The 22,500-nt window shown below is 64.1% G+C and carries 16 protein-coding genes; 13 read left to right on the top strand and 3 right to left on the bottom strand.

What is annotated here, in order from left to right; all coding sequences use genetic code 11:
* Nucleotides 1-81: 81 nt before the first annotated feature.
* The 6 genes from C2H86_RS17450 (at nucleotide 82) to C2H86_RS17425 (ending at nucleotide 6,594) form a co-directional block, all read left to right on the top strand.
* Nucleotides 82-999 (top strand): glutamate/aspartate ABC transporter substrate-binding protein, encoded by a 918-nt coding sequence (locus C2H86_RS17450; protein WP_159409111.1) that lies wholly within the window; start codon nucleotides 82-84, stop codon nucleotides 997-999.
* 146 nt (nucleotides 1,000-1,145) lie between these two features.
* On the top strand, nucleotides 1,146-1,892 hold the full coding sequence (locus C2H86_RS17445) for an amino acid ABC transporter permease (RefSeq protein WP_085675218.1): 747 nt from the start codon (nucleotides 1,146-1,148) through the stop codon (nucleotides 1,890-1,892).
* Complete coding sequence (locus C2H86_RS17440; RefSeq protein WP_159409110.1) at nucleotides 1,893-2,564, top strand: amino acid ABC transporter permease; 672 nt, start codon at nucleotides 1,893-1,895, stop codon at nucleotides 2,562-2,564.
* On the top strand, nucleotides 2,561-3,295 hold the full coding sequence (locus C2H86_RS17435) for an amino acid ABC transporter ATP-binding protein (RefSeq protein ID WP_060512719.1): 735 nt from the start codon (nucleotides 2,561-2,563) through the stop codon (nucleotides 3,293-3,295). Before C2H86_RS17440 ends, C2H86_RS17435 begins: the two co-directional genes overlap by 4 nt.
* A gap of 69 nt (nucleotides 3,296-3,364) precedes the next feature.
* Complete coding sequence (locus C2H86_RS17430) at nucleotides 3,365-5,269, top strand: sensor histidine kinase (RefSeq protein ID WP_159409109.1); 1,905 nt, start codon at nucleotides 3,365-3,367, stop codon at nucleotides 5,267-5,269.
* A 47-nt stretch (nucleotides 5,270-5,316) separates the two neighbouring features.
* Nucleotides 5,317-6,594, top strand: coding sequence for a sigma-54-dependent transcriptional regulator (locus C2H86_RS17425; RefSeq protein WP_240349723.1), 1,278 nt, complete (start codon nucleotides 5,317-5,319; stop codon nucleotides 6,592-6,594).
* A gap of 14 nt (nucleotides 6,595-6,608) precedes the next feature.
* Here the strand turns inward: C2H86_RS17425 and C2H86_RS17420 are convergent, their stop codons facing one another.
* Complete coding sequence (locus C2H86_RS17420; RefSeq protein WP_159409107.1) at nucleotides 6,609-7,604, bottom strand: alpha/beta fold hydrolase; 996 nt, start codon at nucleotides 7,602-7,604, stop codon at nucleotides 6,609-6,611.
* Between the two features lie 197 nt (nucleotides 7,605-7,801).
* Between C2H86_RS17420 and metR the strand changes: the two genes are divergently transcribed.
* Entirely contained in the window at nucleotides 7,802-8,719 is a 918-nt protein-coding gene (metR, locus tag C2H86_RS17415) for a transcriptional regulator MetR (RefSeq protein ID WP_159409106.1), read from the top strand.
* On the opposite strand, the gene C2H86_RS17410 is transcribed toward metR, so the two are convergent.
* The gene (locus tag C2H86_RS17410) at nucleotides 8,703-9,116 is read right to left on the bottom strand and encodes an NUDIX hydrolase (protein ID WP_159409105.1); all 414 of its coding nucleotides are present in this window, start codon (nucleotides 9,114-9,116) and stop codon (nucleotides 8,703-8,705) included. The genes metR and C2H86_RS17410 overlap by 17 nt on opposite strands.
* 90 nt (nucleotides 9,117-9,206) lie before the next feature.
* Between C2H86_RS17410 and C2H86_RS17405 the strand changes: the two genes are divergently transcribed.
* The 3 genes from C2H86_RS17405 (at nucleotide 9,207) to C2H86_RS17395 (ending at nucleotide 16,063) form a co-directional block, all read left to right on the top strand.
* Nucleotides 9,207-13,481, top strand: a complete 4,275-nt coding sequence (locus C2H86_RS17405) for a DEAD/DEAH box helicase (RefSeq protein ID WP_159409104.1) — start codon at nucleotides 9,207-9,209, stop codon at nucleotides 13,479-13,481.
* Nucleotides 13,482-13,668: 187 nt separating this feature from the next.
* Nucleotides 13,669-15,279: an FMN-binding glutamate synthase family protein gene (locus tag C2H86_RS17400; RefSeq protein ID WP_159409103.1), complete on the top strand. Its 1,611-nt coding sequence runs from the start codon at nucleotides 13,669-13,671 to the stop codon at nucleotides 15,277-15,279.
* A 271-nt stretch (nucleotides 15,280-15,550) separates the two neighbouring features.
* Nucleotides 15,551-16,063 carry a DUF417 family protein gene (locus C2H86_RS17395; RefSeq protein ID WP_159409102.1) on the top strand — a complete coding sequence of 171 codons (513 nt, stop codon included), beginning with the start codon at nucleotides 15,551-15,553 and terminating at the stop codon, nucleotides 16,061-16,063.
* 37 nt (nucleotides 16,064-16,100) lie between these two features.
* Here the strand turns inward: C2H86_RS17395 and C2H86_RS17390 are convergent, their stop codons facing one another.
* On the bottom strand, nucleotides 16,101-17,519 hold the full coding sequence (locus C2H86_RS17390; RefSeq protein ID WP_159409101.1) for an amino acid permease: 1,419 nt from the start codon (nucleotides 17,517-17,519) through the stop codon (nucleotides 16,101-16,103).
* 391 nt (nucleotides 17,520-17,910) lie between these two features.
* On the opposite strand from C2H86_RS17390, the gene C2H86_RS17385 reads away from it, so the two are divergent.
* From C2H86_RS17385 to C2H86_RS17375, 3 genes are all read left to right on the top strand, one after another.
* Nucleotides 17,911-21,048 carry a transglycosylase domain-containing protein gene (locus C2H86_RS17385; protein ID WP_159409100.1) on the top strand — a complete coding sequence of 1,046 codons (3,138 nt, stop codon included), beginning with the start codon at nucleotides 17,911-17,913 and terminating at the stop codon, nucleotides 21,046-21,048.
* An 86-nt stretch (nucleotides 21,049-21,134) separates the two neighbouring features.
* Nucleotides 21,135-21,680, top strand: coding sequence for a PadR family transcriptional regulator (locus tag C2H86_RS17380; protein WP_159409099.1), 546 nt, complete (start codon nucleotides 21,135-21,137; stop codon nucleotides 21,678-21,680).
* The gene (locus C2H86_RS17375; RefSeq protein WP_159409098.1) at nucleotides 21,673-22,431 is read left to right on the top strand and encodes a siderophore-interacting protein; all 759 of its coding nucleotides are present in this window, start codon (nucleotides 21,673-21,675) and stop codon (nucleotides 22,429-22,431) included. The genes C2H86_RS17380 and C2H86_RS17375 overlap by 8 nt, the downstream gene beginning before the upstream one ends.
* Nucleotides 22,432-22,500 lie beyond the last annotated feature (69 nt).

Below are 22,500 nucleotides of genomic sequence, written 5' to 3'. Positions count from 1 at the left end.
ACTCGCTTCTTGTTGTATTCGTTGAACGAAAGAGTCCGCCAACGGCTCCATAAAAAAAACAAACACGTCGAGGAAAATTTGATGCGTATCGTTCGTCATCTGTTGGGCGCCACCATCGCCGCCGCGATCATCGCTTCGCCAGCCATGGCCGAAGAACTGACCGGCACCCTGAAGAAGATCAAGGACTCGGGCACCATCACCCTGGGCCACCGCGACTCTTCCATTCCGTTTTCCTACCTGGCTGGCGGTCAAACGCCCGTGGGCTACTCCCACGACATCCAGCTGGCCGTGGTCGATGCCCTGAAGAAGCAACTGGGTACCGACATCAAGGTCAAGTACAACCTGGTCACCTCCCAGACCCGCATCCCGCTGGTGCAGAACGGCACCGTGGACCTTGAGTGCGGCTCCACCACCAACAACGTCGAGCGCCAGCAGCAAGTCGGCTTCTCGGTCGGTATCTTCGAAGTCGGTACCCGCCTGCTGACCAAGGTCAAGGACGGTCAGCCTTCCTACAAGGACTTCCCGGACCTGGCCGGCAAGAACGTGGTGACCACCGCCGGTACCACCTCCGAGCGCATCCTCAAGGCGATGAACGCCGACAAGCAGATGAAGATGAACGTGATTTCCGCCAAGGACCACGGTGAAGCCTTCAACATGCTCGAAAGCGGCCGCGCCGTGGCCTTCATGATGGACGACGCCCTGCTCGCCGGTGAAATGGCCAAGGCGCGCAAGCCGGCTGACTGGGTCATCACCGGTACCCCACAGTCGTACGAAATCTACGGCTGCATGGTGCGCAAGGATGACCCGGCCTTCAAGAAAGCAGTCGATGACGCCATCGTTGCCTACTTCAAGTCGGGCGAAGTCAACAAGAGCTACGACAAGTGGTTCACCCAGCCGATCCCGCCAAAGGGCCTCAACCTGAACTTCCAGATGAGCGACGAGCTGAAGAAACTGATCGCCGAGCCGACCGACAAGGCCGCGGACGAGAAGAAGTCCTGATCCTCAGCCAATAGTGGCCTAGTGCGCATCCGCGCACGATTGAACCCACAGGCCACACTTTAGTGTCTACCCTTTCATCCGAGGGCGTTCATCGCCCTTGGATGCTCGAAGGTGCCCGTGAAACAACCGTCTGAGGGGAAATCCCGATGAATTACAACTGGGACTGGGGCGTGTTCTTCAAGTCCACCGGCGTGGGCAGCGAAACCTATCTGGACTGGTACATCACCGGCCTGGGCTGGACCATCGCCATCGCCATCACCGCCTGGATCATCGCATTGCTGCTGGGGTCGGTCCTCGGCGTCATGCGTACCGTGCCGAACCGTCTGGTATCGGGCATCGCCACCGCCTACGTGGAGCTGTTCCGCAACGTGCCGCTGCTGGTGCAGCTGTTCATCTGGTACTTCCTGGTGCCGGACCTGCTGCCCGAAGGCCTGCAGGAATGGTTCAAGCAAGACCTCAACCCGACCACCTCGGCACTGATCAGCGTGGTGATCTGCCTGGGCCTGTTCACCGCCGCCCGCGTCTGCGAACAAGTGCGCACCGGCATCCAGGCGCTGCCTCGTGGCCAGGAAGCCGCTGCCCGCGCCATGGGCTTCAGCCTGCCGCAGATCTACAACAACGTGCTGCTGCCGCAGGCCTACCGGATCATCATTCCGCCGCTCACCTCGGAATTCCTGAACGTGTTCAAGAACTCCTCGGTGGCCTCGCTGATCGGCCTGATGGAACTGCTGGCGCAGACCAAACAGACCGCCGAGTTCTCGGCCAACCTGTTCGAGGCCTTCACTCTGGCCACGCTGATCTACTTCACCCTGAACATGGGCCTGATGCTGCTGATGCGCATGGTCGAGAAGAAAGTCGCCGTGCCTGGACTGATCTCCGTGGGGGGCAAGTAAATGGACATGGATTTCAGCGAAATCATCCCCGCCCTGCCTGCCCTGTGGGAAGGCATGGTCATGACCCTGCAACTGATGGTCATGGGCGTGGTCGGCGGTATCGTGCTGGGCACCATCCTGGCGCTGATGCGCCTGTCGTCGAGCAAGCTGCTGTCGCGCGTGGCCGGTGCCTACGTCAACTACTTCCGCTCGATCCCGCTGCTGCTGGTAATCACCTGGTTCTACCTGGCGGTGCCGTTCGTGCTGCGCTGGATCACCGGCGAGGACACCCCGGTGGGTGCCTTCACCTCGTGCGTGGTGGCGTTCATGATGTTCGAGGCCGCCTACTTCTGCGAAATCGTCCGCGCCGGTGTGCAGTCGATCTCCAAGGGCCAGATGGGCGCCGCCCAGGCCCTGGGCATGACATACGGCCAGACCATGCGCCTGATCATCCTGCCCCAGGCCTTCCGCAAGATGACCCCGCTGCTGCTGCAGCAGAGCATCATCCTGTTCCAGGACACCTCGCTGGTGTACACCGTGGGCCTGGTGGACTTCCTCAACTCGGCACGTTCCAACGGCGACATCATCGGGCGCTCCCATGAGTTCCTGATCTTCGCCGGGGTCGTGTACTTCGTCATCAGCTTCTCCGCTTCGTGGCTGGTCAAGCGCCTGCAAAAAAGGATCACCGTATGATTTCCATCAAGAACGTCAACAAGTGGTACGGCGACTTCCAGGTGCTGACCGACTGCACCACCGAAGTGAAGAAGGGTGAAGTGGTGGTGGTCTGCGGCCCGTCAGGCTCGGGCAAATCCACATTGATCAAGTGCGTCAACGCGCTGGAGCCGTTCCAGAAGGGTGACATCGTGGTCGACGGCACCTCGATTGCCGACCCCAAGACCAACCTGCCCAAGCTGCGTTCGCGGGTGGGCATGGTGTTCCAGCACTTCGAGCTGTTCCCGCACCTGAGCATCACCGAGAACCTGACCATCGCCCAGCGCAAGGTGCTCGGCCGCAGCGAAGCGGAAGCGACCAAGAAGGGCCTGGCCCTGCTCGACCGCGTCGGCCTTAGTGCCCATGCCAAGAAGCACCCCGGCCAGCTTTCGGGCGGCCAGCAGCAGCGCGTTGCCATTGCCCGCGCGCTGTCGATGGACCCGATCGTCATGCTGTTCGACGAACCGACCTCGGCGCTGGACCCGGAGATGGTCAACGAAGTACTGGACGTGATGGTCGAGCTGGCCCACGAAGGCATGACCATGATGTGCGTGACCCACGAAATGGGCTTCGCCCGCAAAGTGGCCAACCGGGTGATCTTCATGGACAAGGGCAACATCATCGAGGACTGCCAGAAGGAAGCCTTCTTCGGTGACCCGAGCGCCCGCCACGAACGCACCCAGCACTTCCTCAGCAAGATCCTGCAACACTGATTCGGCAACAACGGCACCGCTGCCCGGGTTCGCCCGGCAGCGGATGCTGGCCGTGACAAGGCCACTGTGATGAAATGCGACCCTTCGCTTCTTCTCCCTGCCAAGCCCGCCGTGAAATCCCGCCTGATTCGCCAATTGCTGCTGCCGCCCCTGATCATCCTGCTGATGGTCGGGCTGGGCATGGCCGGCTTCCTGATCAGCGAGAGCAACGGCATCCGCACCTTGAGCGAAAGCGGCGAGCGCGCGCTGGAGCTGCATGCGCGCACGGTCGAGAGCGAAATCAGCAAGTACACCTACCTGCCGAGCCTGCTGGAGCTGGAAGACAGCGTCTCGCAGCTGCTCACCGACCCTGATGGCGCCAACCGGCAGGCCGTCAACGAATACCTCGAAGGCCTGAACCGCCGTAGCCGCAGCCGGGCGATCTTCGTCCTCGACACCAACGGCCGGGTGCAGGCCAGCAGCAACTGGCGCGATGCCGACTCGTTCCTGGGTGAAGACCTGTCGTTCCGGGCCTATTTCCAGAGCGCCGTGCGCGGCGAACCGGGCCGTTTCTACGGGATCGGCAGCACCACGGGCGAGGCTGGCTACTACCTCGCCCATGGCCTGGAAGAGCACGGCAAGATCATCGGCGTGGCAGTGATCAAGGTGCGCCTGGATACCCTCGAGGAGCGCTGGCAGCGCGCCCGCCTGGAAGCCTTCGTCAGCGACGAGAACGGCATCATCATTCTCTCCAGCGACCCGGCCCGGCGCCTGAAATCGGTGCGCCCGCTGACCCCGCAGATCAAGGAGCGCCTGGCGCGCAGCCTGCAGTATTACTGGTGGCCGCTGAACGAGCTGCAACCGCTGGCCCGCGAAACCCTGGCCGATGGCGTAGAAAAACTGACCTTCCCGGCCAACGCCGAAACCGCCCAGGGCAAGCCCCACGAAGTGAGCTACCTGGCGCAAACCCGACGCCTGGCCGACACGCCCTGGCACTTCACCCTGCTCACCCCGCTGCAGGACCTGCGCCGCGAATCCATGGTGCAGGGCATCCTGGTCGGCGTGGCCTTCGCCCTGCTGACCATCCTCGGTATCGCCTGGAACGAGCGACGCAAGGTCGTTGCCACGCGCCTGGCCGCCCGCGAGGCCCTGGAAGAAGCCAACAGTCAGCTGGAGCGGCGCATTGCCGACCGCACCGCCGACCTGCGTGCCAGCAACGAACGGCTCAAGGGCCAGATCCGTGAACGTCGGCATGCCGAACAGACCCTGCGCCATGCCCAGGACGAACTGGTCCAGGCCGGCAAGCTGGCGGCGATCGGGCAGATGTCCACCAGCATCGCCCACGAGCTCAACCAGCCGCTGGCGGCGCTGCGGACCCTGTCCGGCAACACCGTGCGCTTCCTCGAACGGGGTGCACTGGAAACCGCCAGCACCAACCTGCGCACCATGAACGACCTGATCGACCGCATGGGCCGCATCACTGCCAGCCTGCGCTCATTCGCCCGGCGTGGCGACGACAGCGGCCAGGCGTCGCTGGCCAAGGCCGTGGACGCATCCTTGCAGGTGCTGAGCAACCGCATCACGGGCTGTGACCTGCAGTTGCACAACCAGTTCGACGACCAGCAGCTGGCCATCGACCAGACCCGTCTGGAGCAGATCCTGGTCAACCTGATCGGTAACGCCCTGGATGCCATGGCCACCCAGCCACTGCCCGAGCTCTGGCTCGAAGGCGAGCTGCAGGGCGACAAGTACCGCTTGCGGGTGCGCGACAACGGCCACGGCATCGATGCCGAAACCCGCAAACACCTGTTTGAACCTTTCTTCACCACCAAACCGGGCGAACATGGCCTGGGCCTGGGGCTGACCCTGTCGGCGAGCCTTGCCGCCGCCGCCAAGGGCAGCCTGAACGTCGAGCACCCCGCCAGTGGCGGCACCGCCTTCGTCCTCGCCCTGCCCCTGGTCACGCCCCCCAGCGAATCGGCAGAGCAACCATGAACCAAGCGCCACTTACCGTCCTGATTGTCGAAGACGACCCGCATGTGCTGCTCGGCTGCCAGCAGGCGCTGGCCCTGGAAGACATCGCCTGCGAGGGCGTCGGCAGTGCCGAACAGGCCCTGGAGCGCATCGGCGATGATTTTGCCGGCATCGTCGTCAGCGATATCCGCCTGCCTGGCATAGATGGCCTGGAGCTGCTCAACCGCCTCAAGGCCCGCGACCGCAGCCTGCCGGTGGTGCTGATCACCGGCCACGGCGATATCGACATGGCGGTCGGCGCCATGCGCAATGGTGCCTACGATTTCATGGAGAAACCGTTCTCGCCCGAACGCCTGGTCGATGTGGTGCGCCGTGCGCTGGAGCAACGCGGGTTGTCCCGCGAGGTGATGGCCCTGCGCCGGCAGCTGGCCGAACAGAGCAGCCTGGAGGGGCGTATCATCGGCCGCTCGCCGGCCATGGAGCATCTGCGCGAGCTGATCGCCAACGTCGCCGATACCTCGGCCAACGTGCTGATCGAAGGTGAAACCGGCACCGGCAAGGAGCTGGTCGCCCGCTGCCTGCACGATTTCAGCCGGCGCCAGGGCCAGCCGTTCGTGGCGCTGAACTGTGGTGGCCTGCCGGAAAACCTGTTCGAGAGCGAGATATTTGGCCACGAAGCCAACGCCTTCACCGGTGCTGGCAAGCGCCGCATCGGCAAGATCGAACACGCCAATGGCGGCACGCTGTTCCTCGACGAGGTCGAGAGCATGCCAATCAACCTGCAGATCAAGCTGCTGCGCGTACTGCAGGAGCGCACCCTGGAGCGCCTGGGTTCGAACCAGAGCATTGCGGTGGATTGCCGGGTGATCGCCGCCACCAAGTCCGACCTCGCCGCGCTGGGCCAGGCCGGGCAGTTCCGCAGCGACCTGTATTACCGCCTGAACGTGGTGACCCTTGAGTTGCCGCCGCTGCGTGAGCGCCGCGAGGACATCCTGCAACTGTTCGAACACTTCCTGCAGCAATCGGCGCTGCGCTTCGACCGCGAGGCGCCGACGCTGGACAGCCAGACCCTGTCACGGCTTATGGCCCATGACTGGCCGGGTAACGTGCGCGAGTTGCGTAACGTGGCCGAGCGTTATGCCCTTGGGCTGCCGGCGTTCAAGAAGGGCCCGAGCGGTGGTGCCAGCCAGGGGCTGGGGTTTGCCGAGGCGGTGGAGGCCTTTGAGCGCAACTTGCTCAGCGATGCCTTGCAGCGCACCGGCGGCAACCTCAGCCAGGCCAGCCAGGAACTGGGCATGGCCAAGACCACCCTGTTCGACAAGGTCAAGAAGTACGGGCTCGGCTGACAGGAGACCCCGATTCAGAGGCCGGCGATATGGGTGACATCCTGCCGGTGCGACTGCAGGTAAGGCAGCACCGCCGCCAGCAGGGGGGCCTTGAACCGCTCCTGGAAGCGGTGCGCCAGTCCCGGAATCAACCGAAGCTGACTCCCCTGGATATGCGCTGCCAGGTGCACGCCGTGCATCACCGGCAATAACGGATCGGCGGTGCCATGCACCACCAGCGTCGGCACCCGCAACTCATTCAGCAATTGCACGCGGCTCGGCTCGGCCAGAATCGCCATGATCTGGCGCTTCGCACCCTCCGGATTGTATGCCCGGTCGTACGCCACCGCCGCCTGCTGCAGCAGCACCGCCCGATCGTCATGCACCTGCGGGCTGCCCAACGCAGCCAGCAAGTCAGCCTGCTGCTCGATGGCCACCTCACGACTCGGCGCACTGCGCCGCGCCAGCAACTGCACCAGGGCCGGATCCGGTGCCGGCAGCCCTGCCGCCCCCGAACTGGACATCACCAGGGTCAGGCTACGCACCCGTTCGGGCGCCATGGCGGCCAGGTGCTGGGCGATCATCCCGCCCATGCTCACACCCAGCACATGGAACTGGCGAATGCCCAGTCCATCCATCAGCTGCAGGCCATCGTTGGCCATGTCGGTCAGGGTATAAGGCGCGGAAACCGGCAGGCCCAGCTTGTAGCGCAACAGCTCGACCGTGAGATTGGCCGAAGGTGGCAGCTGGTTCCAGCGCGACAGGCCGACATCGCGATTGTCATAGCGAATGACCCGGAAGCCCTGACGGCACAATGCTTCAACCACGTCGTCCGGCCAATGGATGAGTTGCCCGCCCAGGCCCATGACCAGCAGCAAGGCCGGATCGCGAGGCGCGCCGACGCTCTGATAGACCAGGCTCAGCTCACCGATTTCGGCACGTTGTACCGGCACATGGGCGTCGCAGCGCGTGTCGGCGAAGCTGGCCGAAGCGTTGAACACCAGAAAGAAAAAAAGCAGAAAAGCCCGCATGAAAGAAACACCAGAATGCAGATCCCCAGTAGAGCGCGAGTCTGATGAATTTAATTCGGGCGCGCTGCCACAGTTCAGTGACAGTTTGATGAACCCTGCCGAGCGGTGCGGCGCATGGTCCAATCGACAGCGCGGGCGAACATGAGCGAAACTCAACTCATTCGCCGTTTCCTTAAATATTTTTCTCGGAGTCAGCCGTGCTGGAGATCCGCCACCTGAAAACCCTTCATGCCCTGCGCGAGGCCGACAGCCTGGTGGAGGCCGCCGAACGCCTGCACCTGACCCAGTCGGCACTGTCACACCAGTTCAAGGAGCTTGAAGAGCGCCTGGGCCTGCCGCTGTTCGTGCGCAAGACCAAGCCGATCCGCTTCACCAGCGCCGGCCTGCGCCTGCTGCAACTGGCCGATGCCACCCTGCCGCTGCTGCGCGGCGCCGAACGCGACATCGCCCGGCTGGCCGGCGGCACTGCCGGGCGCCTGCACATGGCCATCGAATGCCACAGCTGCTTCCAGTGGCTGATGCCAACCATCGACCAGTTCCGCGATGCCTGGCCGGAAGTGGAGCTGGACCTGGCCTCGGGCTTTGCCTTCGCCCCACTGCCAGCACTGGCCCGGGGCGACCTCGACCTGGTGGTGACCTCCGACCCGCTGGACCTCGCGGGCATCACCTACGTGCCGCTGTTTACCTACGAAGCCATGCTCGCCGTGGCCAACCAGCACCCGCTGGCCAGCAAACCGTACATCGTGCCCCAGGACCTGCTCGACCAGACCCTGATCATCTACCCGGTGGAGCGCGACCGCCTGGACATCTTCACCCGCTTCCTGGAGCCCGCCGATATCGAGCCGGCTGCCGTGCGCACGTCCGAGCTGACGGTGATGATGATGCAACTGGTGGCCAGCGGCCGTGGCGTGTGCGGCATGCCGCACTGGGCGCTGCACGAATACAGCTCGCGGGGCTATGTGAAGGGCAAGCGCCTGGGCGAGAAAGGCCTGTTCGCCACGCTATATGCGGCCGTGCGCACCGACATGCTCGATGCGCCTTACATGCGCGACTTCCTGCTGACCGCCAAGGACACCTCGTTCGCCACCCTCGACGGGGTCAGCGCGGTACGCTGACGGCCTGGCGATACAGCGGCAGGATCAGGTCGCGGGTCAGCGGCGCCAATTCAGGCGTTGCTGCCTGATCGGCGGCCAGCCACAGCACTTCTTCGATTTCCGCCGCCGGGGCTACCACCTCGGCACTGTCGACGCGGAACAGTTCAGCCTGCACCTCGAAGCCCGGTTCGTTGGCGGCCGGTGCGCTGAACTGGCCCAGATGCACGGCCTGGTCCGGGTCAATGTGCAGCCCCAACTCTTCTTGCAGTTCGCGCACCAACGCCTGAACGGGTGACTCACCCGCATCGATCTTGCCACCCGGTTGCATGAACGCCTGAGTGCCACGCTTGCGCACCAGCAGGGTACGGCCTTGCGGGTCGATCAACAGGGCGGCGGCGATGCGGATGATGTTGGGCATGGGTGGGCTCGCTGAAAAGGCGACAGTCTACAGAAGATCCACGACGAACGGCCCCTTGCCAAGCCGCCGTTCACCCGCCATAACCAACAGATGAACCTGCCAGCCCACCAGCACCCGGTGCTCGAGCTGTTCCACCCGGCCGTCGGCACCTGGTTCCGCCGCCACTTCGCCACGGTCACCGATGCCCAGGCCCGTGCCTGGCCCCTGATCCATGCCGGCCAGTCGATGCTGCTCGCCGCGCCGACCGGCTCGGGCAAGACCTTGAGCGCCTTCCTGGCCGTGCTCGATGAACTGTTCCGCGAAGGCCTGGAGCATGACGGCGAGTTGCCGCCGCACACCCAGGTCGTCTACGTGTCGCCGCTCAAGGCGCTGTCCAATGACATCCGCCTGAACCTGCAGGCCCCGCTCGAAGGCATCAGCCAGGCCCTTGAACAACAAGGCTTGAAAGCACCACGCATCACCGCCGCCGTGCGCACCGGCGATACCCCGCAAAAAGAGCGAGTGGCCATGCGCAAGCTGGCACCGCACATCCTGGTGACCACACCGGAGTCGCTGTACGTGCTGATGGGCTCGGCCTCCGGCCGCGAAGGCCTGGCCAACGTGCACACGGTGATCGTCGATGAAATCCACGCCCTGGCCGGCAACAAGCGCGGTGCCCACCTGGCGCTGACGTTGGAGCGTTTGCAGGCTTTGTCTGGGCGCCCACTACGGCGCATCGGCCTGTCTGCCACTCAGCGGCCGGTGGAGCGCGTGGCGCAGTTCCTGGTCGGCGACCAACGCCCTTGCGCGATCGTCGATGTCGGCCATGCACGCCAGCGCGACCTCGCCATCGAAGTGCCGCCGGTGCCGCTCGGCGCCGTCATGGCCACCGACGTCTGGGGCCTGGTCCATGACCGCTTGGCTGCCCTCGCCCGCGAACACCGCACCACGCTGGTGTTCGTCAATACCCGGCGCCTGGCTGAACGCATCACTCGCCACCTCAGCGACCGCCTGGGCAAGGACGCGGTGGCCGCGCACCATGGCAGCCTGGCCAAGGAGCTGCGCCTGGACGCCGAACAGCGCCTGAAGAACGGGCAGCTGACGGTGCTGGTGGCCACTGCCTCGCTTGAGCTGGGTATCGACATCGGCGATGTCGACCTGGTCTGCCAGATCGAATCACCGGGCTCGATTGCGGCATTCCTGCAGCGCGTCGGTCGCTCCGGGCACCAGGTCGAGGGCATACCCAAGGGCCGCCTGTTTCCGACTTCCCGCGATGACCTGATCGAATGCGTGGCTCTGCTCGACTGCGTGCGCCATGGCGAACTCGATGAATTGCATGTCCCCAAGGCACCGCTGGACGTGCTGGCCCAGCAGATCGTCGCCGAGGCCAGCAACCAGCCCTGGCAGGAACAGGCGCTGTTCGACTGCCTGCGCCAAGCCGCGCCTTATACCGCCCTCGATCCCGCCCATTACCAGGCCCTGCTGCGCATGCTCGCCGAAGGCTACAATGGCCGCCTGGGCATCCGCAGCGCCTATCTGCACCGTGATGCGGTAAGCGGCACCTTGCGCGGGCGCCGGGGTAGCCAGCTGACGGCGCTGACCAGCGGCGGCACCATTCCCGACAATGCCGACTATGCCGTGCTACTCGAGCCACAGGCGCTGAACATCGGCAGCGTCAATGAAGACTTTGCGGTGGAGAGCATCGCCGGGGACATCTTTCAGCTGGGCAATGCGTCCTATCGCATCCTGCGGGTCGAACCCGGTCGAGTGCGCGTCGAAGATGCCCAGGGCCTGCCACCGACCATTCCGTTCTGGCTCGGCGAAGCGCCGGGACGCAGCGATGAACTGTCCGCCGCCGTCGCCCGCCTGCAGGCCCGCCTGGATGAGCGTTTGGCGCAGAACGAAGAGGGGCTGCAGTGGCTGCAGGATACCTTCGAACTGGACGAAGCCAGCGCCAGCCAGTTGCTCGATTACCTGGGCCGCACCCGCGAGGTGCTCGGTGCCCTGCCCTCGCAACAAACTCTGGTGATGGAGCGCTTCTTCGATGAATCCGGCGCTACCCAGCTGATCATCCATTCGCCCTACGGCAGCCGTATCAACCGTGCGTGGGGGCTGGCCCTGCGCAAACGCTTCTGCCGCACATTCAATTTCGAGTTGCAGGCTGCGGCCAGCGAAGACGCCATCGTGCTGTCGCTGTCCACCAGCCACAGCTTCGAGCTGGATGAAGTATGGCGCTACCTCAACAGCCGCAACGCCGAGCAGATCCTCATCCAGGCCCTGCTCGACGCGCCGCTGTTCGGCGTGCGCTGGCGCTGGAACGCTGGCGTGGCCATGGCCCTGCCGCGCTTCGTCGGCGGCCGCAAGGTAGCGCCGCAAATCCAGCGCATGAAGAGTGAGGACCTGATTGCCGCGGTGTTCCCCGACCAGATCGCCTGCCTGGAGAACATCGTCGGCGAACGGCAGATCCCCGATCACCCGCTGGTCGAACAGACCCTCGACGACTGCCTGCACGAGGCCATGGACAGCGAAGGCTGGCTGGCCCTGCTGCGGCGCATGGAAAGCGGCCAGGTGCGCCTGCTGTGCCTCGACCTGCCCGCGCCTTCGCCGCTGGCCTCGGCCATTCTCAACGCACGGCCCTATGCCTTCCTTGATGACGCCCCGCTGGAGGAGCGACGCACCCAGGCGGTGCTCAACCGGCGCTGGAATGAAGTGCATGACGGCGATGACCTCGGTGCACTGGACGCCGATGCGATCACCGCCGTGCAGGCCGAGGCCTGGCCGCAGCCGGGCAATGCCGACGAGATGCATGAGGCGCTGATGACCCTGGGCGCCATCAGCCATGACGAAGTCCAGGCCAACCCCAGCTGGGACCTGCTGCTGCGCCAGCTGGCCAAGGCCGGTCGGGCCATGCGCCTGATCGATGAAAGACTTTGGCTGGCACGCGAACGCCTGAACCTGCTGCAGACGCTGTATCCGGCATCGCGCCTGGAGGCTGCGCTGGACATACTGCCCGGCTTCGACCAGGCCATCGACCCGGACAGCGCTCTGAGCGAGCTGCTACGCGCCCGCCTGAGCGGCTACGGCCCGCTGAGCGTGGCACAAATTGCGGCGCCGCTGAGTAAACCTGCCGTGCAGGTCGAGCAGGCGCTGGCCCATCTGGAAGCAGAAGGCTACGTGTTGCGTGGCCACTTCAGCCCAGGGGCACTGGACCTGCAATGGTGTGAGCGCCACCTGCTGGCACGCATCCATCGCTACACGGTGAAACGCCTGCGCCGGGAGATCGAGCCGGTCAGCCTGCAGGACTTCATGCGTTTTCTGTTCGACTGGCAGCACCTGGCCCCTGATGAGCGCCTGCGTGGGCCTCAGGCGGTGGCCGAAGTGCTGGGGCAGTTACAGGGGTTTCCCAGTGCCGCTGGCGCCTGGGAAGCGGAACTGCTGCCCGCGCGGATCAAGGACTACAGCCCGCACTGGCTGGACGATGCCTGCCGCAGCGGGCAGTTTGCCTGGAGCCGGCTGGCCGCGACCGTGGCGAGCAATACCCTGTCGAGCACGCCGCTGGTGCTGTTGCCACGCGAGCACATGGGCCTGTGGCGTAGCCTCGCCCCCGAGCCTGCCCGGGAGGCACTTGGCGGGCGGGCACAACGGGTGCTTGAAGCGCTGCAGGCCCACGGGGCGTTGTTCTTCGACGAACTGACCAGCGATGCCCACCTGCTGCCCAGCGAGCTGGAAGCGGCGTTGCAGGAACTGGTGGGGGCCGGCCTGGTGGGCGCCGACAGTTTCACCGGCCTGCGCAGCCTGATTACCCCTGCCGCCAAGCGCAGCTCCCGCAACAGCCGGCGCGGCCACCCGCCGCTGTCGAGCAGCATGGCCCATGCCGGACGCTGGGCGTTGCTGCGCAGGGGCAATGGCGCTGTTGACGAGAGCCAGCGCGTGGAACACATCGCCCGCGCCCTGCTGCGACGCTATGGGGTGATCTGCTGGCGGCTGCTGGAGCGGGAAAGCGATGTGCTGCCGTCCTGGCGCGAGCTGCTGCGTTGCTATCACCGGCTGGAAGCGCGTGGCGAGATTCGTGGCGGGCGTTTCATTGCCGGGCTGGCCGGTGAGCAGTTCGCCTTGCCGGAGGCGGTCGGGTTGTTGAGGCAAGTACGCCGACGCGCCTTGGATGCAGGGTTGGTGGTGGTGAGTGCGAGCGACCCGCTGAACCTGATCGGGTCGCTGCTGCCTGGGGCGAAAGTGCCTGCGGTTGGTGGCAACCGGGTGCTGTATCGCGATGGCGTGCCGGTGGCTGTGCGGGTGGCTGGGAGGTACAGCTATCTGGTGGAGGGGTCGGCGCAGGAGCAAGCGAGCTGGAAGGAGAAATTGATGCATACGCCGGCGCGGTTTTAGCGCCTGTGAGATCGAGCGCCGCGCGGGCGGCGCTCGATTTCACAGGCACTGGAGCCTTATCGTCGAACACCCTTGGGCGAGAATGATTTTCGCTACCCCGATTTTGATTTGCACTGCCACACAAGTTGGCTATGGTCGGGGTTTGCCCCAGGCCCTGAGCCTGACCGCGCCATCGCAAGGATCCCGTATGAGCCTGTCACTTCTCAGCCGCTATGCCTTCTTCACCGCCTGCGTATTGTTCACCCTGGCGAGCCTGCCATTCCTCCACCACGAATGGTTGTGGCCGTTCACCCTGGTCACCGGGGTGCTCAGCCTGATCGGGGTGTTCGACCTGCTGCAGCAACGCCACGCGGTGCGCCGCAACTACCCGATCCTTGGCAACATCCGCTACCTGGTCGAGGGCATCCGCCCGGAAATCCGCCAATACCTGCTGGAGGCCGACAGCGACGCCCTGCCCTTTTCCCGCGCCCAGCGCTCGCTGGTGTATGCCCGAGCCAAGAACGAAGCCTCGGACAAACCCTTCGGCACCCTGATCGACGTCTACGAATCAGGCTTCGAGTTCATCGGCCACTCAATGCGCCCGGCACCACTGACCGACCCGGCAAGCTTCCGGGTCATCGTCGGCGGGCCGCAGTGCAGCCAGCCGTATTCGGCGTCGATCTTCAACATCTCGGCCATGAGCTTCGGTTCACTCAGCGCCAACGCCATCCGCGCCCTGAACAAGGGCGCCAAACTGGGCAACTTCCACCATGACACCGGTGAAGGCAGCATCAGCCCCTATCACCGCGAAAATGGCGGCGACCTGGTCTGGGAGCTGGGCAGCGGCTACTTCGGCTGCCGCACCGCCGACGGCCGCTTCGACCCCGAACGCTTCGCCGCCCAGGCCCGCACCCCACAGGTGAGGATGATCGAGATCAAGATGAGCCAGGGCGCCAAGCCCGGCCACGGCGGCATCCTGCCCAAACACAAGGTGACCCAGGAAATTGCCGAAACCCGTGGCGTGCTGATGGGCGAGGACTGCATCTCGCCATCGCGCCACAGCGCCTTCTCCACCCCGATCGAGATGATGCACTTCATCGCCCAGCTGCGTGAGTTGTCTGGCGGTAAACCGGTGGGCTTCAAGTTCTGCCTGGGCCACCCTTGGGAATTCATGGGCATCGCCAAGGCCATGCTGGAAACCGGCATCCTGCCCGACTTCATCGTGGTCGATGGCAAGGAAGGCGGCACCGGCGCCGCGCCGGTGGAGTTCACCGACCACATCGGCGTGCCGCTGCGTGAAGGCCTGCTGTTCGTGCATAACACCTTGGTTGGGCTTAACCTGCGCGACAAGATCAAGCTTGGCGCCAGTGGCAAGATCGTCAGCGCCTTCGACATCGCCAGCGTGCTGGCCATTGGCGCCGACTGGGCCAACTCGGCACGCGGGTTCATGTTCGCCATTGGCTGCATCCAGTCGCAGAGTTGCCACACCAACAAATGCCCGACCGGCGTAGCCACGCAAGACCCGCTGCGCCAGCGCGCCCTGGTGGTGCCGGACAAGGCCCAGCGGGTGCTGAACTTCCATCACAACACCCTGCGTGCGCTGGCCGAGATGCTGGCTGCTGCGGGCCTTGAGCACCCGGCGCAGCTGGAGGCCAAGCACCTGGTGCGGCGCGTGTCGGCCACCGAGATCAAGCTGTTCTCGCAGATGCATGTGTTCCTCAAGCCGGGCGAGTTGCTCACCGGTGAGGTCAATGGGCAGTTCTATTCGCGTATGTGGCAAATGGCCCGGGCCGACAGCTTCGAGCCGATGGCGGCCTGAGCGCATCCTGCGCCAGGTCTGGGTGTTGTACGTGGCGCATACCTTCCTGCTGGCGCTGCCGGAAGGGGCGCTATTCGCTGGAAATATTCTGCCTGGGCTGGTTGGAATGGAACAAGCAGTTGGGGCAGCCTGTGCCTGATCGAACCATGACCAGGTATTCGTGGTTCATGCAACGCATGCAGCCCATTCCCACGGTGCTGATTGGCAGCGTCCCATAGCGAGGCGAGACCGGCTTGCCAATACTGGTGCACGATCTTCAGGAGCCTGCACCATGACTATAATGCGACGACTCGCCAATCATCCTTATCTGCCCACGCCTCGTCAGTTACAGGCAACCGGTAGCCTCATCGCCATGCTCGGCGTCGCCCTGCCGATGTTCATGATCGGCCTGCTCAAGTTCACCTCGCTGGAAGTTGAGGCGCTGGTGCCCCTGATTAGCAATACGCCTTGGCTGGCCTGGCTCTACGTCCTGTTCGGTGAGGCGGGAGCCTCCTACTTTCTGGGCGTGGTCGAAATACTGAGTGCAATCCTCATACTCGGCTCCAGGTGGTCCACCCTGGCGGCGATAGCAGGGGGGATGTTGTGCACGCTGACATTCACGATAACACTGTCGATCCTGTTAACCGTGCCGATCTGGGAAGCAGAGTCCGGCGGCTTTCCATGGCTGAACCACAACGGCAGCTTCCTGATCAAGGACCTGGCATTACTGGGCATCAGTCTGACCATTCTGGGCAAAGGCCTCACCCAACTGACATCGGTAAGTAACAGCCACACCAGGCGCTGAAAGCAAAGCCCCGGCTTCGCGCCGGGGCTTTGTCTGGTCAAGCGACTGAGCTTGCTGGCGCTTGCTCATGGCGCGGTGCCAGGCGGAGCGTGTAATACAGCACCGTCAGCAGCACCAGGAACGCCGGGCCGATGTACAGCGCCACGCGGGTATCCTCGAAGTACGCCATCAGGCCCACCACCAGCACCAGGAAGGCCAGGGCCAGGTAGGAGCTCAGCGGCCACAGCCACATGCGGTACTTCAGCGCTTTCTGCTCGGCGGTCGAGAGGCCGGCGCGGAACTTGATCTGCGCCAGCAGAATCATCACCCAGGTCCAGATCGCACCGAAAGTGGCGATCGAGGTTACCCAGACGAACACCTTTTCTGGTACCAGGTAGTTGGCCAGCACACCCAGCAGCAGCGCACCAATCGACAGCAGCAGCGCATTGCGCGGCACGCCGCTTTTCGAGGTGCGAGCAAAGACGGCCGGGGCCTGGCCGTTCTGCGCCAGGCTGTAGAGCATGCGCCCGGTGCTGAAGATGCCGCCGTTGCACGACGACAGCGCAGCGGTAATCACCACGAAGTTGATGATCCCGGCCGCGGTCTTGATCCCTAAGCGCTCGAAGGTCATGACGAACGGGCTGCCCTGGCTGCCGATACCGTCCCACGGGTAGATCGACAGGATCACGAACAGGGCGCCGACGTAGAACAGCAGGATGCGCCAGAACACCGAGCCGATCGCTTGGGGGATGGTTTTCTGCGGGTTGCGTGCTTCGCCGGCAGTGAGGCCGATCATTTCCACGCCCAGGTAGGCGAACATCACCATCTGCAGCGACATCAGCACGCCCGTCACGCCGTTGGGCATGAAGCCGCCGTTGCTCCACAGGTTGGATATGCCCACGGCGACGCCATCATTGCCGAAGCCAAACGCGATCACGCCAATGCCACCGAGGACCATGGCAATGATGGTGACGATCTTGATCAGGGCGAACCAGAACTCGAACTCGCCGAACGCCTTGACCGCAATCAGGTTGACTGCGCCCATGCTGCCGAGCGCCATCAAGGCCCAGATCCAGCGCGGCACGTCAGGGAACCAGATGCCCATATAGATGGCCACTGCGGTGATTTCCGCCACGCAGGTCACCAGCCACAGGAACCAGTAGTTCCAGCCGGTAAGAAAGCCCGCCAGCGGGCCAAGGTAGTCCTGGGCGTAGCGGCTGAACGAGCCGGCGACCGGGTTGTGCACGGCCATCTCGCCGAGGGCACGCATGATCACCAGGATCGCCAGGCCACCAATGATGTAGGAAAGCATGATCGCGGGGCCGGCCATTTCGATGGCTTTGGCCGAACCGAGGAAAAGACCGACGCCGATACAGGCGCCCAGCGCCATCAGACGAATGTGCCGTTCGCCCAGCTCACGCTTGAGCGGGCCGCCCTCAGTGGGCTCGGCAGGGGCAGGATGGTTGCCGACTGGCATAGCAATACAACCTCATTTTGTTATTGGATTTGACCTTCGTGCAGCACCGGCCATGCCGATAGGCGTGGCGTTGGCTTGCCAGGCTGGCCTTGTGGGCCGGCCCGTGTGCCGGGCTAGAGCGGCCGGCAGGGCGAAGGGGCCGAGCAGTATAGGAAGTCCGTTATAGGGGTTTTCGCTGTAAAAACAGGGAAATTCAGCGAGTTTTTCGGGGGCTGCTGCACCGGCCCCGGTTCCACTGCCACCCTAACAACAACGCTGCGGGAATAAACCCACACCAAAGCCGCATAGCCCTACGCCACTTTTCTCGACTTCCTACAAATTTTTCACCTGTTCCTGCCAACGTCTAAGCTTCAGACAAGCAAGACGAAAATACCTGGCCGGATAGAAGACTATGGGCGCACTGTGGCAATCGGAACCAACTAGAACGGAAGCATCTGAAGCACCTCCGGCCAAGACGCCACAACTGCAGTCCCCACGTCAGCGCAGGCTCTGGTGGCGGCTGATTTTCCTGATCCTGCTGGTGGCACTGGTGGCCATCGGTTTCGCCGCCTACGACGAGTTCCGCACCTCCAACCTGCAATCGCGCGAATTCAGCAAGCTTGCCACCACCCTCACCTATTCGCTGCAGCCAGGGCCGAGCGATGCGATCGTCTACCCGGGCGACGGCCCGTTCGACAAGCGCCTGGGCTACAGCGGGCTGGGCGAATTCCTGCCTCGCCTGCTGAAACGCGATTACCTGATCAGCGAACAAGTGCAGTTCTCCCCAGCCCTGATGCGCTATGTCGATCACGGCCTGTTCGCCCCTTACATCGAAAAGATTCAGGCCGGCCTGTCGATCACCGACTGCCGCGGCGAAACGCTGTACCAGTACAACTACCCACAGCACCTGTACCCGGATTTCGCCTCCATCCCACCGGTGATGGTCAACAGCCTGCTGTTCATCGAAAACCGCGACCTGCTCGATACCACGGACGTAAAGAACAACCCGGCCGTGGACTGGCCACGCTTTGCCAAGGCTGCCTACAGCCAGGTGGCCAAGTACCTGGCCCTGCCCGGCCAGTCGGCGGGTGGCAGTACCCTCGCCACCCAGCTGGAGAAGTACCGCCATTCGCCGGATGGCCTCACCGTCAGTGGTGCCGAGAAGATCCGCCAGATGATCTCGGCCAGCGTGCGCGCCTACCAGGGTGGCCCCGACACCAGCGAAGCGCGCCACCGGATCGTGCGTGACTACCTCAACAGCGTGCCGCTGTCGGCAGTGCCCGGGCATGGCGAGGTGCATGGCATGGCCGAGGGCCTGCGGGTGTGGTACGGCGCCGATTTCGATCAGGTCAACCAGGCGCTGACCTCCACCGCCACCGACCCGGACAGCATGGCCGCGCGCGGCTTGGCCCTGCGCCAGGTGCTGTCGCTAATGATCGCCCAGCGCCGCCCTTCGCATTACCTGTCCAAGGGCCGCGTCGAACTGGCCGAGCTCACCGACTCGCACATCCGCGTGCTGGCGGCCGCCAAGATCATCGAGCAACCGCTGGCCGATGCGGCACTGGCCAGCAAGGCGGTGTACCGCGACTGGGTCGCCCAGCCGACCATCGTGCCGATCATCACCAACAAAGGCATCAGCCTGGCCCGCAACCGCCTGGCGGCCATGCTCAACCGCCCGCTGTATGACCTCGACCGCCTCGATGTGTCAGCCACCAGCACCCTGCAAGCTGACCTGCAGCTGCAGGTCAGCCAGTACCTGAAAAACCTTGCCGACCCCGAATTCGCGGCGCAGATCGGCCTGATCGGCGAACGCCTGCTCACCTCCAAGACCACCGACCAGGTGAGCTACAGCTTCACCTTGTTCGAGCGCACCGCCGATGGTTCGCGGGTCCGTGTGCAGACCGACAGCACCAACCAGCCTTTCGATATCAACGAAGGCAGCAAGCTGGAACTGGGCTCGACAGCCAAACTGCGAGTGCTCACGACTTACCTGGAGATCATTGCCGAGCTGCACGACAAGTACGCCGGCAAACCTGCAGCCGAGTTGAAGAAAGTCGAAGTCGCCGAGCTCGACCGCATCACCCAATGGTCGCTGGAATGGCTGGCACAGAACAGCAAGAACCAAAGCCTGGACGCCATGCTCGATGCGGCGCTGGAGCGCAAGTACTCGGCCAACACCGGTGAAGCCTTCTTCACCGGCGGCGGCATGCACGTGTTCAACAACTTCCGCAAGGAAGACAACAACCGCAACCCGACCCTCAAGGATGCCCTGCGCGAATCGATCAACCTGCCGTTCATCCGCTTGATGCGTGATCTGGTGCGTTACGTCACCTACCAGCAGCCGTTCAACCGCGTGCCGCTGCTCAAGGACGACTCCGACCCGCGCCGCCAGGAATACCTGGCCCGCTTCGCCGACAAGGAAGGCACCAGCTACCTGATGCGCTTCTGGAAGAAGTACCAGCGCAAGACCTCGCAGCAGCGCCTGGACACCTTCCTCGACAGCATGCGCGCCACCCCGCAGCGCCTGGCGGCGGTGCACCGCTACCTGTTCCCCGAAGCCGGCCAGGAAACCTTCAATGCCTTCGTCCGTGCCCACAGCAAGGATGACAAGGTCGCCCTGGGCAAACTCACCGACGGTAAGCTGGCGGAGATGTACGAAGCCTACGGCCCCGGCAAGTACGACCTCCCCGACCAGGGCTACATCGCCAAGGTCCACCCGCTGGACCTGTGGCTGCTGGGCTACCTGTTGAAGCACCCGAGTTCCACGCTCACCGAAATGGTCAACGCCAGCCATTTCGAGCGCCAGGAAGTCTACAGCTGGCTGTTCAAGAGCCGCCACCAGGGTGCGCGTGACAGCCGCATCCGTACCATGGTCGAGATCGAAGCGTTCCTCGATATCCATCAGCGCTGGAAACGCGTGGGCTACCCGTTCGACCATCTGGTGCCGTCGCTGGCCACCGCCATCGGCAGTTCCGGCGACCGCCCGGCCGCGCTGTCGGAACTGGTCGGCATCATCCAGAACGACGGCGTGCGCCTGCCGACGCTACGCATCGACACCCTGCATTTTGCCGCCAATACGCCCTACGAGACCAAGCTGGTCAGCGACCCGGACCGGGGTGTGCGGATTCTGCCGGTGGAAGTGGCGCGGGCGCTGAAAGGGGCCATGTCGCAGGTGGTCGATGCCGGTACCGCGCGGCGCATCTCCGGCAGCTTCAAGCTCAACGATGGCACCCCGCTGGTGATGGGTGGCAAGACTGGTACCGGCGACAACCGTATCGAAAGCTTCGGCGCTGGCGGCCGGCTGATCGGGTCACGCTCGCTTAACCGTACCGCCACCTTCGTGTTCTTCCTCGGTGAAAACCACTTCGGCACCCTGACCGCCTTCGTCCCAGGGCGCTCGGCGGAAGCCTTCAAGTTCACCTCGGCGCTGCCGGTGCAGGTGCTCAAGGGCATGGCGCCGATCCTGATGCCGTACTTGCAGCCAGGCAACCCGAACGAGTGCAAACCGCCCCAGATTGCCATGCATGGCAACGACTCATCTAAAACGTAGATGATAATCATCGGCATTTAGAGGCTTGTGTTTAGATATATCTTGAGTAATATCTTGCGATATATCGAAACACAGGGAGCCTCTAAATGCGTGACCATTCCGCACATGACCCTTTTGAACGCCGCCCCGCCCGCGGCGAGCGTGGCCCGCGAGTTTTCGCCCCGGGTGACCTCAAGCTGCTGATGCTGTCGATGCTGGCCGAGCAACCGGGCCACGGCTATGACCTGATCCGTCAGATCGAGAACCTGTTCGACGGCAGCTACACGCCGAGCCCCGGCGTGATCTACCCCACCCTCAATTTCCTCGAAGAAGCCGAACTGATCAGCGGCCAGGTGCACGGCAGCAAACGCCTGTACGCCATCACTGCTGCCGGCCGAAACGCGCTGGCCGATCAGGCCGTCGCCCTGGATGGCGTGCGCATGCGCATCGAAGTCAGCAAGCGCGCCCTGCGTGGCCACGACCGCCCGCCAGAGATTCACGAGGCGGTCGGCAACCTGCGCCATGCCCTGCACATGCACAGTGGCCGCTGGACGCCGGAAGAAATCGAACGGGTGCGCAACCTGCTCAACGACGCCGCCAAGGCCATTGCCTCCGGGCCGGCCGATCCTGTCAGGGAGAATCCCCATGAGTGACACCATTCACCGCGTCAACCACGAAATCCGCCAACGTAGCCTGCAGGTGCTGCGGGTCACCGACCTCACCCCGCGCATGCGCCGCATCACCCTCGGTGGCACCGAGCTGCAGGGCTTCACCAGCCTGGGCAGTGACGACCACATCAAGTTGCTGTTCGCTGAAACAGCCGAGCAGCAGCAGGCCATCGACGCCCGCAACCTGGGTCGTGACGGCGGCGCCCGGCCGACCATGCGCGAGTACACACCACGGCGTATCGACCTGGTGGCCAACGAGCTGGACATCGACTTCGTGCTGCACGGCGACGGCCCGGCTTCGACCTGGGCGGCCCAGGCGAAACCTGGGCAGACGCTGAACATCGCCGGGCCACGGGCTTCGATGGTGGTGCCGGATATTTTCGACAGCTACCTGCTGGTGGGTGACGAGACGGCGATCCCGGCGATTGGCCGGCGCCTGGAAGAACTGCCGGCGGGGCGTCGAGTGCTGGCGGTGATCCAGATCGAGGATGAGCAGGAGCGCCAGCCGTTGCCGAGCGCAGCGCAGGTCGAAGTCATCTGGGTCAAGCGGGATGAGGACCTGCTGGCGTTGCTCAAGGATCTGACGTTGCCGGAAGGCAAGCTGTACAGCTGGGTGGCGCTGGAGAAGTCACTGACTCGGCTGGCCAAGGCATTGTTGCTGGAGAAAGGCGTGGCAGAAGATGCTTTGAAGGCCGCCGCTTACTGGCGTGCCGACGGGACCGCAGACGACGACTGATTTGCTCTCTCCTGCACCGGCCCTTTCGCGGGACAAGCCCGCTCCTACAGCGTTACGCGATCACCTGTA

Origin of the sequence: Pseudomonas putida, assembly GCF_009883635.2 — a bacterium.
GTDB lineage: Bacteria > Pseudomonadota > Gammaproteobacteria > Pseudomonadales > Pseudomonadaceae > Aquipseudomonas > Aquipseudomonas putida_W.
The sequence above is the reverse complement of the archived record's forward strand: the minus strand, read 5'-3'. Positions and strand labels throughout refer to the sequence as shown.